Annotated in this window: 18 protein-coding genes and 1 tRNA gene; 11 read left to right on the top strand and 8 right to left on the bottom strand. The window is 62.9% G+C overall.

Annotated elements, in window-relative coordinates:
- The first annotated feature begins 35 nt into the window (after window positions 1–35).
- From zwf to hexR, 4 genes are read left to right on the top strand one after another with little or no spacing between them, the layout of a single operon-like run.
- Complete coding sequence (zwf, locus tag OEG81_RS05245) at window positions 36–1,496, top strand: glucose-6-phosphate dehydrogenase (protein ID WP_264131659.1); 1,461 nt, start codon at window positions 36–38, stop codon at window positions 1,494–1,496.
- Complete coding sequence (gene pgl / locus OEG81_RS05240; RefSeq protein ID WP_264131658.1) at window positions 1,493–2,170, top strand: 6-phosphogluconolactonase; 678 nt, start codon at window positions 1,493–1,495, stop codon at window positions 2,168–2,170. Before zwf ends, pgl begins: the two co-directional genes overlap by 4 nt.
- Entirely contained in the window at window positions 2,151–3,131 is a 981-nt protein-coding gene (locus OEG81_RS05235; RefSeq protein ID WP_264131657.1) for a glucokinase, read from the top strand. The genes pgl and OEG81_RS05235 overlap by 20 nt, the downstream gene beginning before the upstream one ends.
- 4 nt (window positions 3,132–3,135) lie before the next feature.
- A complete protein-coding gene (gene hexR, locus OEG81_RS05230) occupies window positions 3,136–3,969 on the top strand; it encodes a transcriptional regulator HexR (RefSeq protein ID WP_264132479.1) in 834 nt (277 codons plus the stop codon).
- Between the two features lie 15 nt (window positions 3,970–3,984).
- On the opposite strand, the gene OEG81_RS05225 is transcribed toward hexR, so the two are convergent.
- Genes OEG81_RS05225 through OEG81_RS05195 form a run of 7 tightly spaced genes read right to left on the bottom strand, consistent with a single transcriptional unit; the run spans window position 3,985 to window position 12,189 of the window.
- On the bottom strand, window positions 3,985–4,740 hold the full coding sequence (locus tag OEG81_RS05225; protein WP_264131656.1) for an SDR family NAD(P)-dependent oxidoreductase: 756 nt from the start codon (window positions 4,738–4,740) through the stop codon (window positions 3,985–3,987).
- A gap of 16 nt (window positions 4,741–4,756) precedes the next feature.
- A complete protein-coding gene (locus OEG81_RS05220; RefSeq protein WP_264131655.1) occupies window positions 4,757–5,689 on the bottom strand; it encodes a 3-keto-5-aminohexanoate cleavage protein in 933 nt (310 codons plus the stop codon).
- Between the two features lie 9 nt (window positions 5,690–5,698).
- Complete coding sequence (locus tag OEG81_RS05215) at window positions 5,699–6,652, bottom strand: 3-hydroxyacyl-CoA dehydrogenase (RefSeq protein WP_264131654.1); 954 nt, start codon at window positions 6,650–6,652, stop codon at window positions 5,699–5,701.
- Between the two features lie 19 nt (window positions 6,653–6,671).
- Complete coding sequence (locus OEG81_RS05210; RefSeq protein WP_264131653.1) at window positions 6,672–7,454, bottom strand: SDR family oxidoreductase; 783 nt, start codon at window positions 7,452–7,454, stop codon at window positions 6,672–6,674.
- 13 nt (window positions 7,455–7,467) lie between these two features.
- Window positions 7,468–9,984 carry a branched-chain amino acid ABC transporter ATP-binding protein/permease gene (locus OEG81_RS05205; protein ID WP_317135366.1) on the bottom strand — a complete coding sequence of 839 codons (2,517 nt, stop codon included), beginning with the start codon at window positions 9,982–9,984 and terminating at the stop codon, window positions 7,468–7,470.
- Between the two features lie 6 nt (window positions 9,985–9,990).
- Entirely contained in the window at window positions 9,991–10,872 is an 882-nt protein-coding gene (locus OEG81_RS05200; protein WP_264131652.1) for a branched-chain amino acid ABC transporter permease, read from the bottom strand.
- Window positions 10,873–10,932: 60 nt separating this feature from the next.
- Window positions 10,933–12,189, bottom strand: coding sequence for an ABC transporter substrate-binding protein (locus OEG81_RS05195; RefSeq protein ID WP_264131651.1), 1,257 nt, complete (start codon window positions 12,187–12,189; stop codon window positions 10,933–10,935).
- A 98-nt stretch (window positions 12,190–12,287) separates the two neighbouring features.
- On the opposite strand from OEG81_RS05195, the gene OEG81_RS05190 reads away from it, so the two are divergent.
- Entirely contained in the window at window positions 12,288–12,971 is a 684-nt protein-coding gene (locus OEG81_RS05190) for a GntR family transcriptional regulator (RefSeq protein WP_412034112.1), read from the top strand.
- Between the two features lie 8 nt (window positions 12,972–12,979).
- Window positions 12,980–14,089: an adenosine deaminase gene (locus tag OEG81_RS05185; RefSeq protein WP_264131649.1), complete on the top strand. Its 1,110-nt coding sequence runs from the start codon at window positions 12,980–12,982 to the stop codon at window positions 14,087–14,089.
- A gap of 13 nt (window positions 14,090–14,102) precedes the next feature.
- Here the strand turns inward: OEG81_RS05185 and OEG81_RS05180 are convergent, their stop codons facing one another.
- Entirely contained in the window at window positions 14,103–14,312 is a 210-nt protein-coding gene (locus tag OEG81_RS05180; protein ID WP_013741470.1) for a cold-shock protein, read from the bottom strand.
- 236 nt (window positions 14,313–14,548) lie between these two features.
- Here OEG81_RS05180 and OEG81_RS05175 point away from each other — a divergent pair, with 236 nt between their 5' ends.
- The 5 genes from OEG81_RS05175 to OEG81_RS05155 all read left to right on the top strand — a co-directional run bounded on the left by OEG81_RS05175 (window position 14,549) and on the right by OEG81_RS05155 (window position 18,601).
- Window positions 14,549–15,100, top strand: a complete 552-nt coding sequence (locus OEG81_RS05175; RefSeq protein ID WP_264131648.1) for a DNA-3-methyladenine glycosylase — start codon at window positions 14,549–14,551, stop codon at window positions 15,098–15,100.
- A gap of 51 nt (window positions 15,101–15,151) precedes the next feature.
- A tRNA-Arg gene (locus OEG81_RS05170) sits at window positions 15,152–15,228 on the top strand.
- Window positions 15,229–15,424: 196 nt separating this feature from the next.
- Window positions 15,425–16,369 (top strand): phosphoribosyltransferase, encoded by a 945-nt coding sequence (locus tag OEG81_RS05165; protein ID WP_264131647.1) that lies wholly within the window; start codon window positions 15,425–15,427, stop codon window positions 16,367–16,369.
- Between the two features lie 148 nt (window positions 16,370–16,517).
- Window positions 16,518–17,660 (top strand): alpha-hydroxy acid oxidase, encoded by a 1,143-nt coding sequence (locus OEG81_RS05160; protein ID WP_264132477.1) that lies wholly within the window; start codon window positions 16,518–16,520, stop codon window positions 17,658–17,660.
- Entirely contained in the window at window positions 17,660–18,601 is a 942-nt protein-coding gene (locus OEG81_RS05155) for a 3-hydroxyacyl-CoA dehydrogenase family protein (protein ID WP_264131646.1), read from the top strand. The genes OEG81_RS05160 and OEG81_RS05155 overlap by 1 nt, the downstream gene beginning before the upstream one ends.
- Window position 18,602: the final 1 nt, after the last annotated feature.

Genomic DNA, 18,602 nt, shown 5'->3' with positions numbered 1-18,602 from the left:
GCGACCGTCGCGGCATCATTCAAAAGGATGCGTTCATGGCCACTACCCCCCCCTTTGACATCGTGTTCTTCGGAGGCACCGGCGACCTGGCATTGCGCAAGCTCATTCCTTCTCTCTATCAGGCCCACAAGGCGGGCGCGCTGAACCGGGACGGACGCATTTTCGCGCTGGGCCGCAAAGCCATAGGCCTGGAGGGATACATGGAACTCCTGGAACAGCGCGTCAAGCCGCGGCTGGGGCTGGACTTCGACGACGCCTCGTGGGCGAGCTTCAAGGATCGCCTGCGCTTCCATACCCTGGACGCCGGACGCGAGGCCGACTATGCGGGCTTGGCGGATGCCCTGGGCATCGCGCCGGAGCGGGTAACTGTTTGTTATTTGGCTACAGCGCCGCATCTGTTCATCACCATCTGCCAGAATCTGGCGCAGGCCGGGCTGAACCATTCGAATGTACGCGTGGTGCTGGAGAAACCCCTGGGCCACGACCTGGAATCGTCCAACGCGATCAATGCCGCCGTGGGCCGGCACTTCGCCGAGAACCAGATCTACCGCATCGACCATTACCTGGGCAAGGAATCGGTGCAGAACCTGATGGCCATACGTTTCGGCAATATGCTGTTCGAACCGCTATGGCGCCGCGAATGGATAGACAACATACAGATCACCATCGCCGAAGAGCTGGGCGTGGAAGAGCGCGGCGAGTTCTACGACCGCACCGGCGCGCTGCGCGACATGCTGCAAAGCCACCTGCTGCAACTGTTGTGCATCGTCGCCATGGAGCCGCCCGCCAGCCTGTCGGAAGACGCCGTGCGCGACGAAAAGCTGAAAGTCCTGAAAGCGCTCAAGCCCTTCAGCAACGAAGACGTTCTGGCCAAGACCGTGCGCGGCCAGTACCGCAGCGGCGCCATCAACGGCATGCCGGTCGTTGGCTACCGCGAAGAACACAAAGTCGATCCGGACAGCAATACCGAAACCTTCGTCGCACTGCAGGCCGAGGTGGCCAATTGGCGCTGGGCCGGCGTGCCCTTCTTCCTGCGCACGGGCAAGCGCATGCAGGAACGCGTGGCCGAGATCGTGGTCAACTTCCGCAAGGTGCCCCATGCCGTGTTCCCCATGCCCATAGGCCTGCATTCGGCCAACCGCCTGGTGATACGCCTGCAACCCAAGGAAAGCGTGCGCCTGTATTTCATGGCCAAGGAGCCGGGCGACGCGATGAATCTGCAATCGACCTACCTGAACCTGGATTTCCACACCATGTTCAAGGCCCGCTGGGCCGACGCCTATGAACGCTTGCTGCTGGACGTCATCCGCGGCCGGCTGGCGCTGTTCATGCGCTGCGACGAACAAGCGCAGGCATGGAGCTGGGTGGAGCCCATACTGGAGTGCTGGAGCAGGCACGCCATCGCACCCAAGACGTATACCGCCGGAAGCTGGGGTCCGGCCGCATCCAGCGGGCTGCTGTCCCGCGCCGGCGTGGTCTGGCAGGAGGAAACATGAAATGGCATGAATTCAGTTCCAGCGAAGAAGCCGTCCGGGCCATGGTGCGCGACATATCGGCCGTGCTCCGCCAGGAGATCGCCACCACCGGCCGCGCGGGACTGGCCGTTTCGGGCGGCCGCTCGCCCCTGCCTCTGTTCGAGGCGCTGAGCGTCGCGCCGCTGCCCTGGAAGGATGTGCGCATCACGCTGGTCGACGAGCGCCATGTCGCGCCGGATCATCCGGACAGCAACGAGTCGCTGGTCAGGACGCATCTGCTCAAGAACCAGGCAAGCGCCGCCCGCTTCACGGGACTGGCCGGGCCGGCACTGGACATGCGGGATGACGTCGCCCGAGCCAACCGGCAGGCGGACGAGATCACGCTGGCCCTGCTGGGCATGGGCGAGGACGGCCATACGGCCTCCTGGTTTCCGGGCGCGCCGCAACTGGGCCGCGCCCTGGATCCCGCCCTCGCGGATCGCTACATCCACGTCACGCCGCCCAGCGCGCCCCATGAACGCATCAGCATGACGCTGGCCGCCCTTCTAACCGCGCGGCGCATCATGCTTGCCGTGGCGGGGCCGACGAAGCGCGCCGTCTTCGAGCAGGCCAGCCGGCACGCCACGCCCGACATGCCTGTAAGCTATGTCATCGCTCAAACAGGAGTCCCCTTCGATGTCTACTGGCACGCCTGAACACCAGCGCCACCTGATCGCCGACATCGGCGGCACCCACGCCCGCTTCGCGCTTTGCACCTCGGCGGCCGACATACAAAAAGTCGACATGCTGAACAGCGCCGACTTTCCCACCCTGCCGGACGCCATCCGCCACTATCTGGACAGCCATGGCAAGCCCACGGTCAGGCATGCCGTCATCGGCATCGCCAACCCGGTACTCGGCGACCACATCCGCATGACCAACTTTCCGTGGGAATTCTCCATAGAAGAGACGCGCCGCAGCCTGGGACTGGATACCTTGCATGTGATCAATGACTTCACGGCGCTGGCGCTGGCCCTGCCCCACCTGCCGAAAGAGGAACTGACCCGCGTGGGCGGCGACGACGGCGTACCGGGATGCCCCATGGGGGTGCTGGGCCCCGGAACCGGCCTGGGCGTGTCCGCGCTGGTTCCCGCCCCCACCGGCAAATGGATCCCCCTTGCCGCCGAGGGCGGGCATGTCAGCTTCGCGCCCGCCGACGACAGGGAACGGATGCTGTGGCAGGCCGCAAGGCGCGAGTTCGGCCATGTTTCCAACGAAAGACTGCTTTCCGGCTCCGGCCTGCAATTCATACACCGCAGCCTGTGCGCAAGCCGCGGCCTGGCCGCTCCCGAGCATACGCCCGCCGACATCAGCCGGCGGGCGCTGAAGGAGGGCGACGCAAGCTGCCTGGAAGCGCTGGACATCTTTTGCGCCATACTGGGCACGGCCGCCGGCGACCTGGCCCTTACGCTGGGCGCGCGCAGCGGCATCTACATAGGCGGAGGCATTGTTCCCAAGCTGGGCGATTACTTTCCCGGCTCTCCATTTCGCGCGCGCTTTGAAGACAAGGGCCGTTTTTCGGCTTATCTTGCCGCCATTCCCGTTTTCGTGATCAACAGCGCCTACCCCGCCCTGCTGGGCGCCGCGGCGCATCTGGACACCTACCCGAATGAATGAATCCATGCTGGCGCTCATCGAAAAGCGGCTTACCGGACTGAGCGCCGCGGAACGCAAGGTAGGCCAGCTTATCCTTGCCCAGCCGCAGGACGTGGCGAAGTCGGCCCTGGGCGACGTGGCCCGCCAGGCGCAGGTCAGCGAGCCCACCGTCATCCGTTTTTGCCGATCCATGGGCTACAAGGGCTGGCCCGACTTCAAGATCAAGCTGGCCGCCAGCCTGATGGTCGGCGTACCCTATGTACACTCGTCCCTGAACGCCCGGGACGGCACCGCCGTCCTGGCGGCCAAGGTGCTGGACAACGCGGTCTCGGCCTTGCTGCGCATACGCAACGACGTCAGCGCCGACCATATCGACCGGGCCATCGATTTGCTGATAGGGGCGCGCCGCATCGAATTCTACGGCGTGGGAAACTCGGGCATCGTGGCCGCGGACGCGCAGCACAAGTTCTTCCGCTTCGACCTGGCAACCGTTGCGTACTCGGACAGCCACGTGCAACTGATGGCCGCATCGCTGCTGGGCGCCAAGGACGTGCTGGTGGCCATCTCGCATTCCGGACGGTCGCGCGAATTGCTCGATGCCGTAAAGCTGGCGCGCAAGAACGGCTGCCCCATCGTGGCCATCACGGCCAGCCACACACCTCTTGCCGACCTGGCCACCGTCCTGCTGCGCGCCGACACCCAGGAGGACACCGAAATCTACAGCCCCATGATTTCAAGGCTTGCGCATCTGGCGCTGATCGACGTGCTGGCGCTGGGCGTGGCGCTGCGGCGCGGACAAGAAGTCAGCCGCGTGCTGGAAAAAACCAAGCGCAGCCTGGCCGACCGGCGCGAAACCTAGGCCGCGCCCGGCGGCCTACATGCAGGCCGTCATGCCGCCGTCCACGACCAAAGTCTGCCCGGTGACGAAGCCGGACTCGCGCGATGCCAGGAAGACCAGGGCCGCCGCGATGTCTTCGGGCTCACCCCATTTTTTCTGAGGCACCCTGTCGTGCAGCCAGGCGGTGAAGTCGGCGTCATTCCACAGATTGCGGGTAAGCTCGGTCTTGATATAGCCCGGAGCAATCGCATTGACGGTAATGCCGTCGCCGGCCAGTTCGGCCGCCCACTGCCTGACCAGGCCATGCAGGGCCGATTTGGCGGCGGTATAGGCCGTGATGCCCTTCCTGCCGGCCAGTGCCGTAATCGATCCCGTGAAGATAATGCGCCCATAGCCCTGCCTGGCCATGCCCGCCGCAATATGCCGGCCCAGCGCCCATTGCGAGGTCAGGTTGGCAAACAGCACCCGCTCGAAATCGGCCAGCGGAAAGCTCAGCAGCGGTTCGCGATGCTGAATGCCGGCATTGGAGAAGAAGATGTCGATCCGGCCCAGCCGGTCCAGGACTTCGTCCACGGCCCGGGTCGCCTGGCCGACGTCGGCGATATCGAAGGGCAGCGCATGCGCCTCCACGCCTTGGCCGCATAGGGTTTTCGCCGCCTGCTCGAGCGTGGCGGCGTCCCGGCCGTTAAGGATGACCGTGGCGCCCTTTCGCCCCAGTGCCTGCGCCGCCGCATAGCCTATTCCGCGCGAGGAACCGGTAATCAGCGCCACCCGGCCCGAAAAATCGAACATGTCCGCCTCCGTTGGATCAGAACGCCACCTTGTCGGCACCCTTCAGGTGCAGGATGGCCCGCGCCTCGTCGGGCGTAGCCACCTCCAGATTGAGCGCCTCCAGGATAACGCGCATGCGGCTCACCTGCTCGGCATTGGACGAAGCCAGCTGGCCCGGCCCGATCCACAATGAATCTTCCAGGCCGACGCGCACATTGGAACCCATGGCCGCGCCCATGGTGGCCAATGGTATCTGGTTGCGGCCCGCGCCCAGTATGGACCATTGGTAATCCTGGCCGAACAGCCGGTCGGCGGTGCGCCGCATGTGCATCAGGTCTTCGGGATCGGGGCCGATGCCGCCCAGGATGCCGAACACCGACTGGATGAAGGGCGGGCTTTGCACCAGGCCGCGATCCATGAAATGCGCCAGGTTGTACAAATGGCTGATGTCGTAGCATTCGAATTCGAAACGCGTGCCGTTCTCCGCCCCCTGGCGCAGTATGGTCTCGATATCCTTGTAGGTGTTCTTGAAGATCAGGTCTCGGCTGTTCTCCAGATGCTCTCTTTCCCAATCGTGCTCGAAGGTCTTGAAGCGCTGCAACATGGGGAACAAGCCGAAATTCATCGAACCCATGTTCAGCGACGCCACTTCGGGCTTGAAGGTCATGGCCGGACGCATGCGTTCCTGGACCGTCATGTGCGGGCTGCCGCCCGTGGTGATGTTGACCACGGCTGGGGTGGCGGCCTTTATCCTTTCAAGAAAGGGCCTGAAGAAATCGGGGTCCTGGGTGGGCCTGCCGTCTTTGGGATCGCGCGCATGCAGATGCAATATGGCGGCGCCCGCCTGGGCCGCCGCAATCGCCGCATCGGCGATTTCGTCCGCCGTCACCGGCAAATGGGGCGACATGCTGGGCGTGTGTATGGCGCCGGTCACCGCGCAGGTGATAATGACTTTCTTCTTGCTGGCCATGGCTTTCCTTCAGTTGGCAGTGGGTTGATCCGGGTCGGCGGCATCCGCCTGATGCTTGTGCCGGAGCAGGGCCATCAGCCGCTCGTCGCGCCACAGGCGGCGCTCCAGCAGTCGCGCTTTGGGCAGCAGGCCGCGCCGCTCCCGCTCTATCGCTTCGACCAGGTTTTCGGACCAGGGTCCGGTGCCGGTCTGCTCCATGGCAATCGACTGGAACATGCCGCCGTAGCGCGCGCAGTAATCCTGCACCCCATCGGGGGCATTCAAGTCGATGGTCTCGAAGGGCCCCATGAAGGACCATCGCAAACCCAGGCCGTCCTTGACGGTCACGTCCAGATCCTCGGCGCTGACGGCGCCGCTTTCCACCAGGCGGAAGGCCTCGCGCAGCAGCGCGCCCTGCAGGCGGTTGAGCACGAACCCTTCCAATTCCTTGTGGACGATCACGGGCTTCTGCCGCACGTCCAGCATGATCTTTCTGGCCCGCTCGATGACGTCCCGGTCCGTCCAGGGCGCGCCGCACAATTCCACCACCGGGATCAGGTAGGGTGGATTGACCGGATGCGAAACCAGGCAACGCTGCCGGCCGGGCAGCGCTTCGGTGAAAGCGGAGGCCGGGATGCTGGACGTGGAGCTTGCCAATATGGCATCGGGCGCCGCCAATCCGTCCATCCTGGCGAATATTTCCTTCTTGATATCGAGGCGCTCGGGAAGGTTCTCCTGAACATACGCCGCGCCCTCCAGGGCCTGCTCCAGTTGGTCCGACACCTGGATGCGCGACAGCGCAGCTTCCGCGTCGTTCAATAGTTTCTGATTTTCCAGTTCGCGCACCTGGCGGGCGATCAGTTCATGCGCGCGCGCCAAAGCCTGCGAGTCGCCATCCCATACCGCGACCTGGCAGCCCCCCCGCGCAAAGACGATGGCCCATGCCTGGCCTATCAGGCCCGCGCCTACGATTGCAATTTTCATCTTCCTTCCTGTTGTTCCGCTAAATCAGAGACTGTGTGTGGCCGTCCACGACCAGGGCCTGGCCGCTGACGCTGCCGGCTGCCGGACTGGCTGTAAACAAGGCCATGTTGGCGATATCGCGGGCGGTCACCATGCGTCCCAGCGATGCCTGTTGCTCGTAGGCACGCGCAAGGTCGTCGACCGGCTTGCCCATGGCCAGTGCCTTGGCGGCAATGACGGCCCGTATGCGCGGACCTTCCACCGCCCCCGGCAGAATCGCATTGACCCGCACCCCGAAGGGGCCCAGTTCGATGGCCAGCGTCTTGGTAAAGCCCACCACCGCCCATTTGGATGCCGCGTACGCCGAGCGGCCGGCAAAACCCAGATGGCCCGCCGCCGACGACATGTTGATCATGACTCCGGCGTCCGACTCCTTGAGCAGCGGAACAGCCTGTCTGGCGCACAGGAACTGGCCGGTGATATTGACGGCCAGGGTCTTGTCCCAGTCGGCGCGGCTAAGGGTTTCGACATAGCCGGTGGGACCGGCGATGCCCGCATTGTTGATCAGCACATCCAGCCCGCCCAGGGCCGACCGAACCTGGCCGAACAGTTCCGCCACGCCGGCCTCGTCGGATACGTCGGCCAGCGCCGCATGGGCCTGGGGAAGTTCGGCCCTGGCCGCGGCCAGGGCCTGCGCATCGACATCGCAAATGAATACATCGCACCCCGCCGTGGTGAACACCCTGGCCATCTCCAGCCCCAGGCCGCTGGCGCCCGCGGTGATCAGCACCTTCCTATCCGTCATGCTTACGTCTTCGAACATAGCCGTCCCTTTTTCATACCCACAATTTTTCTTTACGGAAATCCAGGTCCACCAGCAACTCGCGGGCGCTGCCCCTATGGGCCACCTTGCCCCTGTCCAGCACCAGGGCGGTATCGGAAAGCGCCAGCGCCAGATCCAGATTGTGGTCGACGATCAGTATAGTCAGCCGCGTCTTCAGGGCCAGGATGGCATTGAAGACCTCCTCGGTCATGGCCGGCGACAGGCCTTCGAAGGGTTCGTCCAGCAACAGGACCTCCACATGCCCGACCAGGGCTCTGGCGATGGCCACCATCTGCTGTTCTCCGCCCGACAGCAGCGATGCATCCACGTTGTACCGCTCCTTCAGGCGCGGAAATACCTTGAAGATTTCCTCGTCCGTCCAGCCATTGGAGTCCCGGCCCGAACGCTTCAGGCGGCCCAGCATGAGATTGTCCTTGACCGAGAGGCCTGTAAACAGCCGGCGGCCCTGTGGAACGAAGGCAATGCCCAGGCGCGCCATGGCCTCGGGCACGGGGGAGGCAATCTCCCGTCCCGCTATCCGGATGGATCCCGAACCTATTCTGGCCAGGCCCAGCATGCTCTTCAGCAGGGTCGACTTGCCCGCGCCATTCCTGCCGAGGACAGCCACGACTTCCCCCTTGCGGGCTTCAAAGGAGATATCCGACAAGATATGGCTCTTTCCATAGAAGGCGTCCAGCCCGTCCACGCGCAAAGCCAGCTCGGGGGCAAGCTCGGCGTCCTGCACCCGGGCGGCCAGCGCCTCGCTCCCCGAGCCGATATAGATCTCGCGCACTTGCGGATCGTCGCGCACCATGGCGGCATCGCCTTCGAGGAGCACGCCGCCCTGATTCATGACCGTGATCTTGTCGGCCATGGAAAAAACACGGTCGACGTCGTGCTCGACCAGCAAGATGCCGATGCGGTCGCCCAGCTTGCGAATCAGCGTGCCGATGCGATCGCGCTCGGCGGCCGCGAGGCCGGCCAGGGGCTCGTCCAGCAACAGAATGCCTGGGGCGGACCCCAAGGCCAGACCCATATCGACCACGCGCTGTCCGCCATAGGACAGGTCTTCGGCCAGGGCATCTTCCATGCCCTGCACGCCCAGGTATTTCACCAGTTCATCGGTCTGGGATTGAGTGTCGCCCAGCGCAGCCAGCCTCCTGAGCAAGGAAAAACGCCGGGGGTCGCGGCTGAGCACCGACAAGCAGAGGTTCTCGCGCACGGTCAGGCCCTTGAACAGATTGGTGATCTGGAAGGACCGGGCCAGGCCGCTGGCGCATATCTGCTCGGGGGCCAGCCTATCCAGGCTGGCCTGCCCAAGCCGCAGGCTGCCCCGGTCGGCGGAGAACAGTCCCGATATGAGATTGAACAGCGAGGTTTTTCCGGCGCCGTTCGGACCGATCAGCGCATGGACGCCTTTACCCGCCACCTCCAGGTCGACTCCGTCGACCGCCTGGATGCCGCCAAAACTCTTGCTGATCCCCTGGCAGCGCAGGGTCCGTTCGCCCGCCGCCGCAAGAAACGATGGGAAGAAGCCGGGATCGGCCGGAGCCACGCGATTGCCCATGGCGGCCGATGTGGCCTTTTCGGGCACGGCCAGCCGCCACAGGCGGTTTCCCAGGCCCGCCAGGCCGGAGGGCGTCACCAGGATGAAGAAAATGAAGACCAGGCCGAAGTAAAGCAGCCAGTCGGCGGTGTACATCGACAGGTATTCGCGGAACAGTATGTAGAACACCGCTCCGAATATGGGCCCGGAGAAGCTGCGCATGCCGCCGATCAGGACGATGGCCAGCAACTCGCCCGAGAATGCCAGCGACATGCTTTCCGCCGATGCGATGCGGTGGCTCAACACCGCAAGCGCCCCCGCAAGGCCGGTAATGGCGGCCGACAGGACGAAGGCCAGCAGCTTGTACGAATCCACGTCGAAGCCGATGAAGCGCGTGCGCAACTCGTTCTCGCGGATGGCGGTCAGCACCTGGCCAAAAGGCGACTGCGTCAGGCGGAGCAGGAAGGCGGCGACCAGGAAAGCGATCACGGCCACAAAAATGTAGAAGTTCAGGGAATCGTCCAGGTTCAGGCCCAGCACCGCATAGCGCTCTATCCCTCCCAGGCCGTTTTCGCCGCCGGTCAGCGCCGTCCAGCGATAGGCCACCGCAAAGCACAGCGCGGCGAAAGCCAGGGTCAGCAACGAGAAATAGACGCCTCTGCGCCGCAGTATCAGCAGGCCGACGAGCAGCGCCACCACGGCCACCAGCGCCAGCGCAGCCAGCAGCGGGATCAGCGACGAGTCCGCAAAGTAGCGCTGCTGCAGGATGCCCACGGCATAGCCGCCTATGCCGAACCAGGCGCCGTGGCCGAATGAAACCAGCCCGGTATAGCCCAGCAGAATATTCAGCGCCAGCCCCGCCATCGCCAGCACAATGCATTCCACCGCCGTGCTGTAGGTCAGCCCGCCCAGCTCGAGGGCGGCCGGCAGCAGGATCAAGCCCAGTGCGATCCAGCCGAGTTTCTTCAGTTCGTCCATTGCCATACGCCCTTACTCCAGCCTTTCGAACTTTTCACCCAGCAAGCCGCGTGGGCGCAGCACCAGGATGAGCAGCATAAGTAGATAGAGCGAAGCCTCGGATGCCGGCGGGTAGAAATAGGAAGTCAGGCCGCGTATGACGCCCACCAGCATGGCGGCCACGACCACGCCCCAGAAGCTTCCCAGCCCGCCTATGACCACCACCACGAAGGCCGCCGTCAGTATTTCCTGCCCCATGGCCGGCTGCACGCCGGTGATCGGCGCGAGCAGTACGCCGGACAGGCCAGCCAGCCCTATGCCCAGTCCGCATACCGCTGTCATCACCGGATTGAGCGATATGCCCATGGCCCTGACCATGTCGGGGTCGTTGATGCCGGCTTTCACGATCTTGCCGAAGGCCGTCCGGTTGAGCAGCAGCCAGGTGCCCACCACGGCCGCGATCGCCACGAACAGCATGCCTATGCGATAGACGGGATAGAAGAAGTCGCCCACGATCACCTGGCCGTGGGCGAACTCGGGAATCGAGAACGACAAGGGAGAAGCGCCGAATATCATGCGCAACGCCTGTTCGATGACCATCGAGAGGGCGAACGTGAACAACAGGCTGAGTGTGGGATCCGCTCTGTAGAACCGGCGGAAGAAAAAACGCTCCACCAGCATGCCCAGTACGCCGACCGCGACGGGCGAGACCACGAAGGCCAGTCCATAGCCCAGGCTGTCGCTCAGGAAAACGATGAGGTAGGCGCCTATGGCGTAGAAGGCGCCGTGCGCCAGATTGACAATGCCGCCCAGGCTGAAAATGATGGACAGGCCAAGGGCGATCAAGAGATAGTAAAACCCAAGCAGCAGGCCGTTGGCCACCTGCTGAATGATGAAAATCAGTTCCGTCGGCAAAACACAGTCCCCGGCATAGGCCAGACGCGGAATGGCTCCCGCGCCTGGAAATCAATCGACTCAGGCGAATTTGCACATATTCTCTTCCTGGGTGGGCGCAAGCACCTCCAGGCTTTGGTCCGCCGCGGGAACCGGCTTGCTGGTCACCATGAAGTCGTCCTTTCCGGCATTCTTGTCCTCGCTGGGCTGGACGGTATACATTTCATAGACCATTTGATGATCCCAGGGGCGGAAATAGCCCGGCCGGCCACGAAGCACATCGAAGCTGTTGTCGCCCTCCAGGAAGGCGATGATTTTGTCGACCTCGACCGACTTGGTCCTGGCCATGGCTTCGGCCAGTATCTTGATGGCCAGGTAGTCGTTCACCGCCTGATTTTCCGGCAACTTCTTCCAGCGCTTCTGGAAGCGGGCCACGAATTCCTTGGCCGACGGAGCCTGCACCTGGTGCGTCCAGATTATGGGCCACACCCCGCTGAATCCATTCTTGCCCGCGCCCCAGATGCTGGTCATGTTCATGTCGGCGCCGGCGAACGGAATATCGATGTTGAACTCGTTGTACTGCTTGGTGAAGTTGGTGGTCTGATTGCCGGCCAGATTGCTCATCACCAGATCCGGCTTCTGCTGCCTGATCTTCAACAGGGACGCGCTGAACTCGGTCGCATCGGTGGGCAGCATGTCGTTGGACACAAAGACCGCGCCGTTCTCGTCCATGAATTTCTTGGTCTGCTTGAACAAGTCGTGTCCGAATGCATAGTCGGCGGTAAAGGCCATCCAGCGTTTGCCCTTGACCATGCCATCCCGCAGCAGGGCCTGGCCGATGGTGCGCACATACATGGTGTTGCATGCTTCAAGGTGGAACATGTACCGGCTGCAGTTCTTGCCGCGCAGTTCATCGGAATTGCAGCCCGTCTGCAGGAAAAGCGTCTTGGCGCGCGCAGCCACCTGCGCAATGGCCAGGCCCGAGGCGGAGCTGATTTCGCCCACCAGCGCATCGACCTTATCGCGCTCGACCATGCGCTGCGCCTTGGTCGAAGCGGTTTGCGGGTTCACACTGTCTTCCGTGAGCAGCTCGAACTTGCGTCCGAGCACCCCGCCCGCCGCATTGACCTCCTCGACCGCCATCGTTGCGCCCAGTACGGCATATTCCCCCATCGGCCCCAGAAAACCGGTGCGCGGCGTCAAATGGCCAATGCGGATGGGGCCGCCGTCCTGGGCGCGCGCGAACCCCGGCACGGCCAGCCCGGCCGCAAAAGCGGCGGATCCTTGCAGCAGCAGCCGGCGCCTGGGGGATGATGCTGAGTTCTTCTCGTCAGTCATGCTTGTCTCCTGTCGTTCTACACTGTGGGATCATTAATCGTTATACTAGCCAACTGTGATCACAGATCACACCTAGCAATTACCCTAGTCGCCGATACATGTCTAGCCTTCTTAGTCCCGCGCCCCGTCGCGAAACACTGGGCGCAAACGTTTTGTTTCAAATCAAGGAGCTTTTGCTTACCGGGCAATTGCTGCCCGGCGAACAATTGTCCCTGCGTTCCACAGCGGAAGCGCTGGGGGTCAGCGTCATGCCCGTACGCGAAGCGGTCTATCAACTGGTTGCCGACCAAGCGCTGGAGGTCGCCCCCAACCGATCGGTGCGCGTGCCGTTGATGAGCGCCGGGCAATTCCAGGAAATCACCCAGATCAGGCTGCAGATAGAAGGCTACGCCGTGGAGCAGGCGGCGCAGCACTCGCCGCCCGAACTGATCGCCGCGCTGCGGCGCCTGAACGACCAGCTTTCCCTTGCCATGGAGGCCGCGGGCGAGAACAAGGCGGCCGTCGTGCTGCTCAACAAGGAATTGCATTTTCTTGTTTACGCCGCCGCCGGCATGCCGATGCTGGTCAAGATGATTGAAAGTCTGTGGCTTAAAATAGGGCCGGTGCTGAATTACGACCTGAGGGCGGGATCCGAGCGGACCCGGAAGAAGATCGCGGTGGAACACCACGCCCGCATGATCGCCGCGCTGGAACGGGGGGATGCGCGGCTTGCGCGGGAAGCCTTGCATAGCGATATAGAAAGCGCATTCAAGCACATTCTGGCCAAACAATTTTCTTCATGAGAGACGCAATGGACGCCCCAGCCTCCACAGCCGCATCATCCCTGAGCGGCTTCATCCGCAGCCTTCCCAAGGCGGAATTGCATCTGCATATCGAGGGCACGCTGGAGCCCGAACTTATTTTCAGCCTGGCCCAGCGCAACGGCATCGCCCTGCCCTACGCCTCCGTCGACGACTTGCGCCGCGCCTACCAGTTCACGGATCTGCAATCCTTCCTTGACCTATACTATGCAGGCGCCGGCGTGCTCATCCAGGAAAGCGACTTCTACGACATGACCATGGCCTATCTGCGCCGCGCGCACCATGACGGCGTGGCGCATGCTGAACTGATGTTCGATCCCCAGACGCACACCGAACGCGGCATCGCCATGGAAACCGTGTTCGCCGGCATTGCGCGCGCCTTGCGCGATGCACGCCGCCAGCTGGGAATGAGCGGCTTCATGCTGCTGAGCTTCCTGCGCCACCTGAGTGAGGGCGACGCGCAGGCCACGCTGGACGCCGCCCTGCCGCTGCGCGACCAATACCAGGACGTGTGGGTAGGCATAGGCCTGGACTCAGCCGAACGCGGCAATCCGCCCGCAAAGTTCGCTCGCGTCTATGCGCGCTGCAAGCAACTGGGTTTTCGGCTGACGGCGCATGCGGGCGAGGAAGGCCCGGCCGCCTATGTGCGCGACGCCCTGGACATATTGGGTGTTGAACGCATAGACCACGGGGTGCGCAGCGAAGAAGACCCCGTGCTGATGCAACGCCTGCATGCCGACCGCATTCCGTTGACGGTGTGCCCGCTGTCCAACCTGAAGCTGTGCGTGGTGCCGGACCTGCGCCAACACAATCTGGGCCGGCTGCTGCGGCAGGGCCTGATGGTGACCGTCAATTCCGACGATCCCGCCTACTTCGGAGGCTATATCGCCGACAACTACATTGCCTGCGCACAGGCCCTGGACCTGGACCGCGAGGAAATCGCCACCCTGGCCCGCAACAGCATCCAGGCGTCTTTCCTGCCGCAGCAACAGAAAACCGCATTGGCTGCACGATGTGTTGGCACAAGCCTGAGCGACCCGGCCAGCCCGGCGCCTGGAGGCCGGGCAATAAAAAACCCACCGCGAAGGTGGGTTTTTTGAATCTTGCCAGTTATTAGATAACTTGGATCGATTTGGCTTGAGGGCCTTTTTGGCCTTCGGCCGCTACGTAGGAAACGCGCTGGTTTTCTTCGAGCGATTTAAAGCCGGTGCCGATGATGTCGGTGTGGTGCGCGAACAAATCCTTGCCGCCCGACTCAGGCTTGATGAAGCCAAAGCCTTTTTCGTTGTTGAACCACTTAACAATACCAGTTTCTGTTTGCATTTTTGCAATCCCTAAAATAAATGGGCGGATGCCCCCTATAGAAGATTGTCAAGGTGTAGAGATTTGAGCAAAAAAGTACTGTGTAAACTGGTACTGGATTGTACTAACATCAACGAACTTGAAAATCTAGGTCGAATATTATAGACAAGCCAAATCGAAGTCAACACATAACTCTGGAAAAAATGCTAGATTTGTGGCATTTTGGTATCAAGTTATAACTTTCAGCACATCGCAGCATGCAAGCTTTACCCCGCAACTTTTACGACCGGGACACCGTGCTCGTTGCCCGCGACTTGCTGGGCAAGCTTCTCGTCCACCGCAGCGGCGGCACGGAGCGCATCGGCAAGATCGTCGAAGTCGAAGCCTACCTGGGCCCCCACGACCTGGCGGCCCATACGTCCAAAGGCCTTACCCCGCGCACCCGCGTCATGTTCGGCCCGCCCGGATACGCCTATATTTATCTTATCTACGGCATGCACCATTGCATGAATGTCGTGACCGAGGCCGACGGTACCGGCGCCGCCGTGCTGCTGCGCGCCCTGGAGCCCGTCGCCAATCTTTCCGACAACACCAATGGCCCCGGACGCCTGTGCAAGGCCATGGGCGTGGATCGCAGCCACTATGGCCATGACCTTTGCAGTGATGACTTCTTCGTTGCCGAGAACCCTCAAGAAGAAGACATGACCATCGTGGCCCGCCCCCGGATAGGCGTCGACTATGCCGGAGAATGGGCGGCCAAGCCCTTGCGGTTCTACATCGAAGGCAACCGCTATGTATCGAAGAAGTAGCAACCGCAAGACAGCCGAAAAAAACTATGTTATAGTTACGCCTCTTTTGCAGCGGCTGTAGCTCAGTTGGATAGAGTACTTGGCTACGAACCAAGGGGTCGTGGGTTCGAATCCTGCCAGCCGCGCCAGAATTACCCAGTGTTATCAACTGGTTAGAACCGCCTAGGGGCCAACAACCTAGGCGGTTTTTCTTTTTCGGCGCACCACACAGTGCCCACCTTCTTTGGTGCCCGCCCCCGTGCCATGTGCGCCAGAGGCTTTTCGTCGCCCGACGGCGTAAAATCGTATCGACTCCCTCGCCTTACCGGTTTACGCTATCCCGCCATGCAAGTCCCGCCTCCGGCTGCAGTCCGCAGCGCCTTTCCCTACGACTACGCCCGCGTCGAATCGGTTGTTGCGGGATTTTTGCCGCAATGGCACGAAATGGGTTTCGATGCCGTGGTCGCCATAGCACGAGGCGGCCTGGTTCCGGCGGTCATGGCATCCACTCACTTGTGCCTGCCCCTGCACGCGCTTTCGTATTCCCGCAAGAATCGCCTGGTCTCGTGGTTCTCCGTCAGCCAGCCGCCGGCCGGAGCCAGGATATTGCTGGTGGAAGACATAGCGGGACGCGGCACCACCCTGTCCGATTGCGTCGAGTTCCTGGGCGGGCAGGGCTATGAGTTCTCTGTGTTTACCCTGGCCTATGACGCCGACTCACGCATCAAGCCCGATTTCGGCCTGAAGATCCCCGCGGGCTTCCGCGCCTGGTTTCCATGGGAGCGCAACTCCATCACACCCGCCTTCGACCAGACGGGCAACAATCCCGGCCGGCCCGAGCACGAGTATGCCTCGTGGGCCATCGACCTGGACGGCGTGCTGTTGATGGACCTGCCCGAACAGCAGTACGCGCAGGCGCTGAACGAAACGCTGGCGCAGCGCGACCTGCTCTTGCCGGCCGACATCCTGCCAGGGCTGGATCTTGCCGGCGTCGCCATCATCACCGGACGGCCGGAGCAGGATCGCGAGCGCACCCGGGCCTGGCTGGACCGGCATGGATTCCATGGTCCGCTGGTCATGCGCGACGAAAGCAGGCATGCGCCGCAGGAAACCGCCCGGCACAAGGCTGAAGCCATACTTTCCCGCTGCCATACTCATTTCATTGAAAGCGACCCCATCCAGGCCCTTGATATTGCGCAGTTGGCCAGAGTCGCCAGGGTGATCTGGTGGAATGGCGGCCAGGCGCTGGCGGTCTATGCCAGCCCCATCGAGCACCTGCGCCTGGCATGAAAACGCGATACTCCCTCTTCAAGCGCGCCGGTGGCGATACATGCGAAAATCGCCGGCAAGAATTCGTCGCACTTTTCATTAAAATGCAGCAGTGCGCTCAAGCGAACCCATACCAACAAAGGAGCCAGACTTGTCTACGCCATCCCAAATGACCTGCGTCGAGGATTTTCGCCAGTTGGCGCAGCGGCGCGTGCCCAGAATGTTCTACGATTACGCCGACTCGGGCTCCTGGACGGAAGGCACCTACCGCGCCAATGAAGAAGACTTCCACAGGCTGAAGTTTCGCCAGCGCGTGGCGGTGGACATCGAAAAGCGCACGCACCGCTCCTCCATGATCGGCATCGACGTCGCCATGCCCGTGGCCATCGCGCCCACCGGCCTGACCGGCATGCAGCACGCCGACGGCGAGATCCTGGGCGCCAAGGCGGCCGAGAAGTTCGGCATTCCTTTCACCCTGTCCACCATGAGCATCTGCTCCATCGAAGACATCGCCGCCCATACGCGCCAGCCTTTCTGGTTCCAGCTGTACGTCATGCGCGATCGCGACTTCATGGAGCGCCTGATCGACCGCGCCAAGGCGGCCAACTGCTCGGCGCTGGTGCTGACCCTGGACCTGCAGGTTCTGGGTCAGCGCCACAAAGACATCAAGAACGGGCTGTCCACGCCGCCCAGGCCCACACTGGCGAACCTGATCAACCTGGCCACCAAGCCGCGCTGGTGCCTGAGCATGCTGAACACCAAGCGCCGCAGCTTCGGCAACATCGTGGGCCATGCCAAAGGCGTAAGCGACCTTTCCTCGCTGTCGTCCTGGACGGCCGAGCAGTTCGATCCGCGCCTCAGCTGGAAAGACATCGAATGGATCAAGGAAAGGTGGGGCGGCAAGCTTGTCCTCAAAGGCATCATGGACGAGCAGGACGCGCGCCTGGCCGTGGAGTCGGGCGCCGACGCCCTCATCGTGTCCAACCACGGCGGCCGCCAGCTGGACGGCGCGCCGTCCTCCATCTCGGCCGTCCCGCGCATTGCGCATGCCGTCGGCAAAGAGATCGAAGTCTGGATGGATGGCGGAATACGCTCCGGCCAGGACGTGCTGAAAGCCATCGCGCTGGGCGCCAAAGGCACCATGATAGGCCGCTCCTTCCTGTATTCGCTGGGCGCCATGGGCGAAGCGGGCGTCTACCGCTGCCTGCAGATGATCGCCAACGAGCTGGACATCACCATGGGCTTCTGCGGCCATACCGACATCCATAACATCGACCGCTCCATCCTGCTGAATCCGGAGATATTCGACTGATGAACCCGCCCTCCAAGACCCATGCCATCGTCGTCGGCGGCGGCACCATGGGCGCCGACGTGGCCGTGGTCCTGCTGCGCGCCCAGTGCCGCACGACCATCGTCGAGCCCGATGCATCCCGGCATGCGACGATAGCCGCGCGCATGGACGCCGGCCTCGCCCACCTGGATTGCGCCGAAAACAGCCGCTACGCCTCCGTCGTATCCTCGCTCGACGAGGCGGACTGGGCCTCCGCAGGGCTGGTCATCGAATGCATACCCGAACAACTGGACCTGAAGCAGAAACTGTTCGGCAGGCTGGTGGAGCTGTCCACGCCCGATACCGTCCTGTGCAGCAACAGCTCCAGCTACCCCATCAGCGATATCGCCCAGGGGCTGCCTACCCGGAACCGCATGCTGGGCCTGCACTTTTTCATGCCCGCGCACATTGTTCCGCTGGTCGAAGTGGTGCTCAGCGCCGATACCGAGGCGGGCCTGGGCGAATCGCTGGCGGCCTTCATGCGCCGCTGCGGCAGCGTTCCGGTCCTGGTCAGGAAAGACGTTCCAGGCTTCCTGGCCAACCGCCTGCAGCACGCCCTGGCGCGCGAAGCCTATGCATTGATCGAGCAAGGCATAGCCAGCCCCGAAGACATCGATGCCGCCGTGCGTTTCGGTTTCGGCTTCCGCTATCTGGCCGCCGGCCCCGTGCTCCAGCGCGACCACGGCGGCCTGGATGTCCATTGCGCGGCGGCCCGCAGCATGTACCCCACCCTGTGCAATGACGCTGCGCCCGCCGCCATATTGGCCGAGCGCGCCGATGCGGGAAAAACCGGCATGAAGGCCGGCGAAGGCTTCTATACCTGGACGCCTGAAAGCATCGCGGCCGAACGCAAGCGCTACGATGCGATGCTGCGGGCCGGGCTGGAGCTGCTGGCCGGCGAATTGCCCAAGATCCAGCCTTGAA

The sequence above is a fragment of the Pollutimonas sp. M17 genome, from assembly GCF_025836975.1.
In the GTDB taxonomy this organism is placed as follows: Bacteria; Pseudomonadota; Gammaproteobacteria; order Burkholderiales; family Burkholderiaceae_B.
Note: the sequence above shows the minus strand (reverse complement) of the source record. Positions and strands in the feature narration are given on the sequence as shown.

Excerpts from the sequence above, each read along its gene's own strand:
- zwf (WP_264131659.1), top strand. The coding sequence starts at position 36 with ATGGCCACTACCCCCCCCTTTGACATCGTGTTCTTCGGAGGCACCGGC.
- pgl (WP_264131658.1), top strand. The coding sequence starts at position 1,493 with ATGAAATGGCATGAATTCAGTTCCAGCGAAGAAGCCGTCCGGGCCATG.
- OEG81_RS05235 (WP_264131657.1), top strand. The coding sequence starts at position 2,151 with ATGTCTACTGGCACGCCTGAACACCAGCGCCACCTGATCGCCGACATC.
- hexR (WP_264132479.1), top strand. The coding sequence starts at position 3,136 with ATGCTGGCGCTCATCGAAAAGCGGCTTACCGGACTGAGCGCCGCGGAA.
- OEG81_RS05225 (WP_264131656.1), bottom strand. The coding sequence starts at position 4,740 with ATGTTCGATTTTTCGGGCCGGGTGGCGCTGATTACCGGTTCCTCGCGC.
- OEG81_RS05220 (WP_264131655.1), bottom strand. The coding sequence starts at position 5,689 with ATGGCCAGCAAGAAGAAAGTCATTATCACCTGCGCGGTGACCGGCGCC.
- OEG81_RS05215 (WP_264131654.1), bottom strand. The coding sequence starts at position 6,652 with ATGAAAATTGCAATCGTAGGCGCGGGCCTGATAGGCCAGGCATGGGCC.
- OEG81_RS05210 (WP_264131653.1), bottom strand. The coding sequence starts at position 7,454 with ATGTTCGAAGACGTAAGCATGACGGATAGGAAGGTGCTGATCACCGCG.
- OEG81_RS05205 (WP_317135366.1), bottom strand. The coding sequence starts at position 9,984 with ATGGCAATGGACGAACTGAAGAAACTCGGCTGGATCGCACTGGGCTTG.
- OEG81_RS05195 (WP_264131651.1), bottom strand. The coding sequence starts at position 12,189 with ATGACTGACGAGAAGAACTCAGCATCATCCCCCAGGCGCCGGCTGCTG.
- OEG81_RS05190 (WP_412034112.1), top strand. The coding sequence starts at position 12,288 with ATGTCTAGCCTTCTTAGTCCCGCGCCCCGTCGCGAAACACTGGGCGCA.
- OEG81_RS05185 (WP_264131649.1), top strand. The coding sequence starts at position 12,980 with ATGGACGCCCCAGCCTCCACAGCCGCATCATCCCTGAGCGGCTTCATC.
- OEG81_RS05180 (WP_013741470.1), bottom strand. The coding sequence starts at position 14,312 with ATGCAAACAGAAACTGGTATTGTTAAGTGGTTCAACAACGAAAAAGGC.
- OEG81_RS05175 (WP_264131648.1), top strand. The coding sequence starts at position 14,549 with ATGCAAGCTTTACCCCGCAACTTTTACGACCGGGACACCGTGCTCGTT.
- OEG81_RS05165 (WP_264131647.1), top strand. The coding sequence starts at position 15,425 with ATGCAAGTCCCGCCTCCGGCTGCAGTCCGCAGCGCCTTTCCCTACGAC.
- OEG81_RS05160 (WP_264132477.1), top strand. The coding sequence starts at position 16,518 with ATGACCTGCGTCGAGGATTTTCGCCAGTTGGCGCAGCGGCGCGTGCCC.
- OEG81_RS05155 (WP_264131646.1), top strand. The coding sequence starts at position 17,660 with ATGAACCCGCCCTCCAAGACCCATGCCATCGTCGTCGGCGGCGGCACC.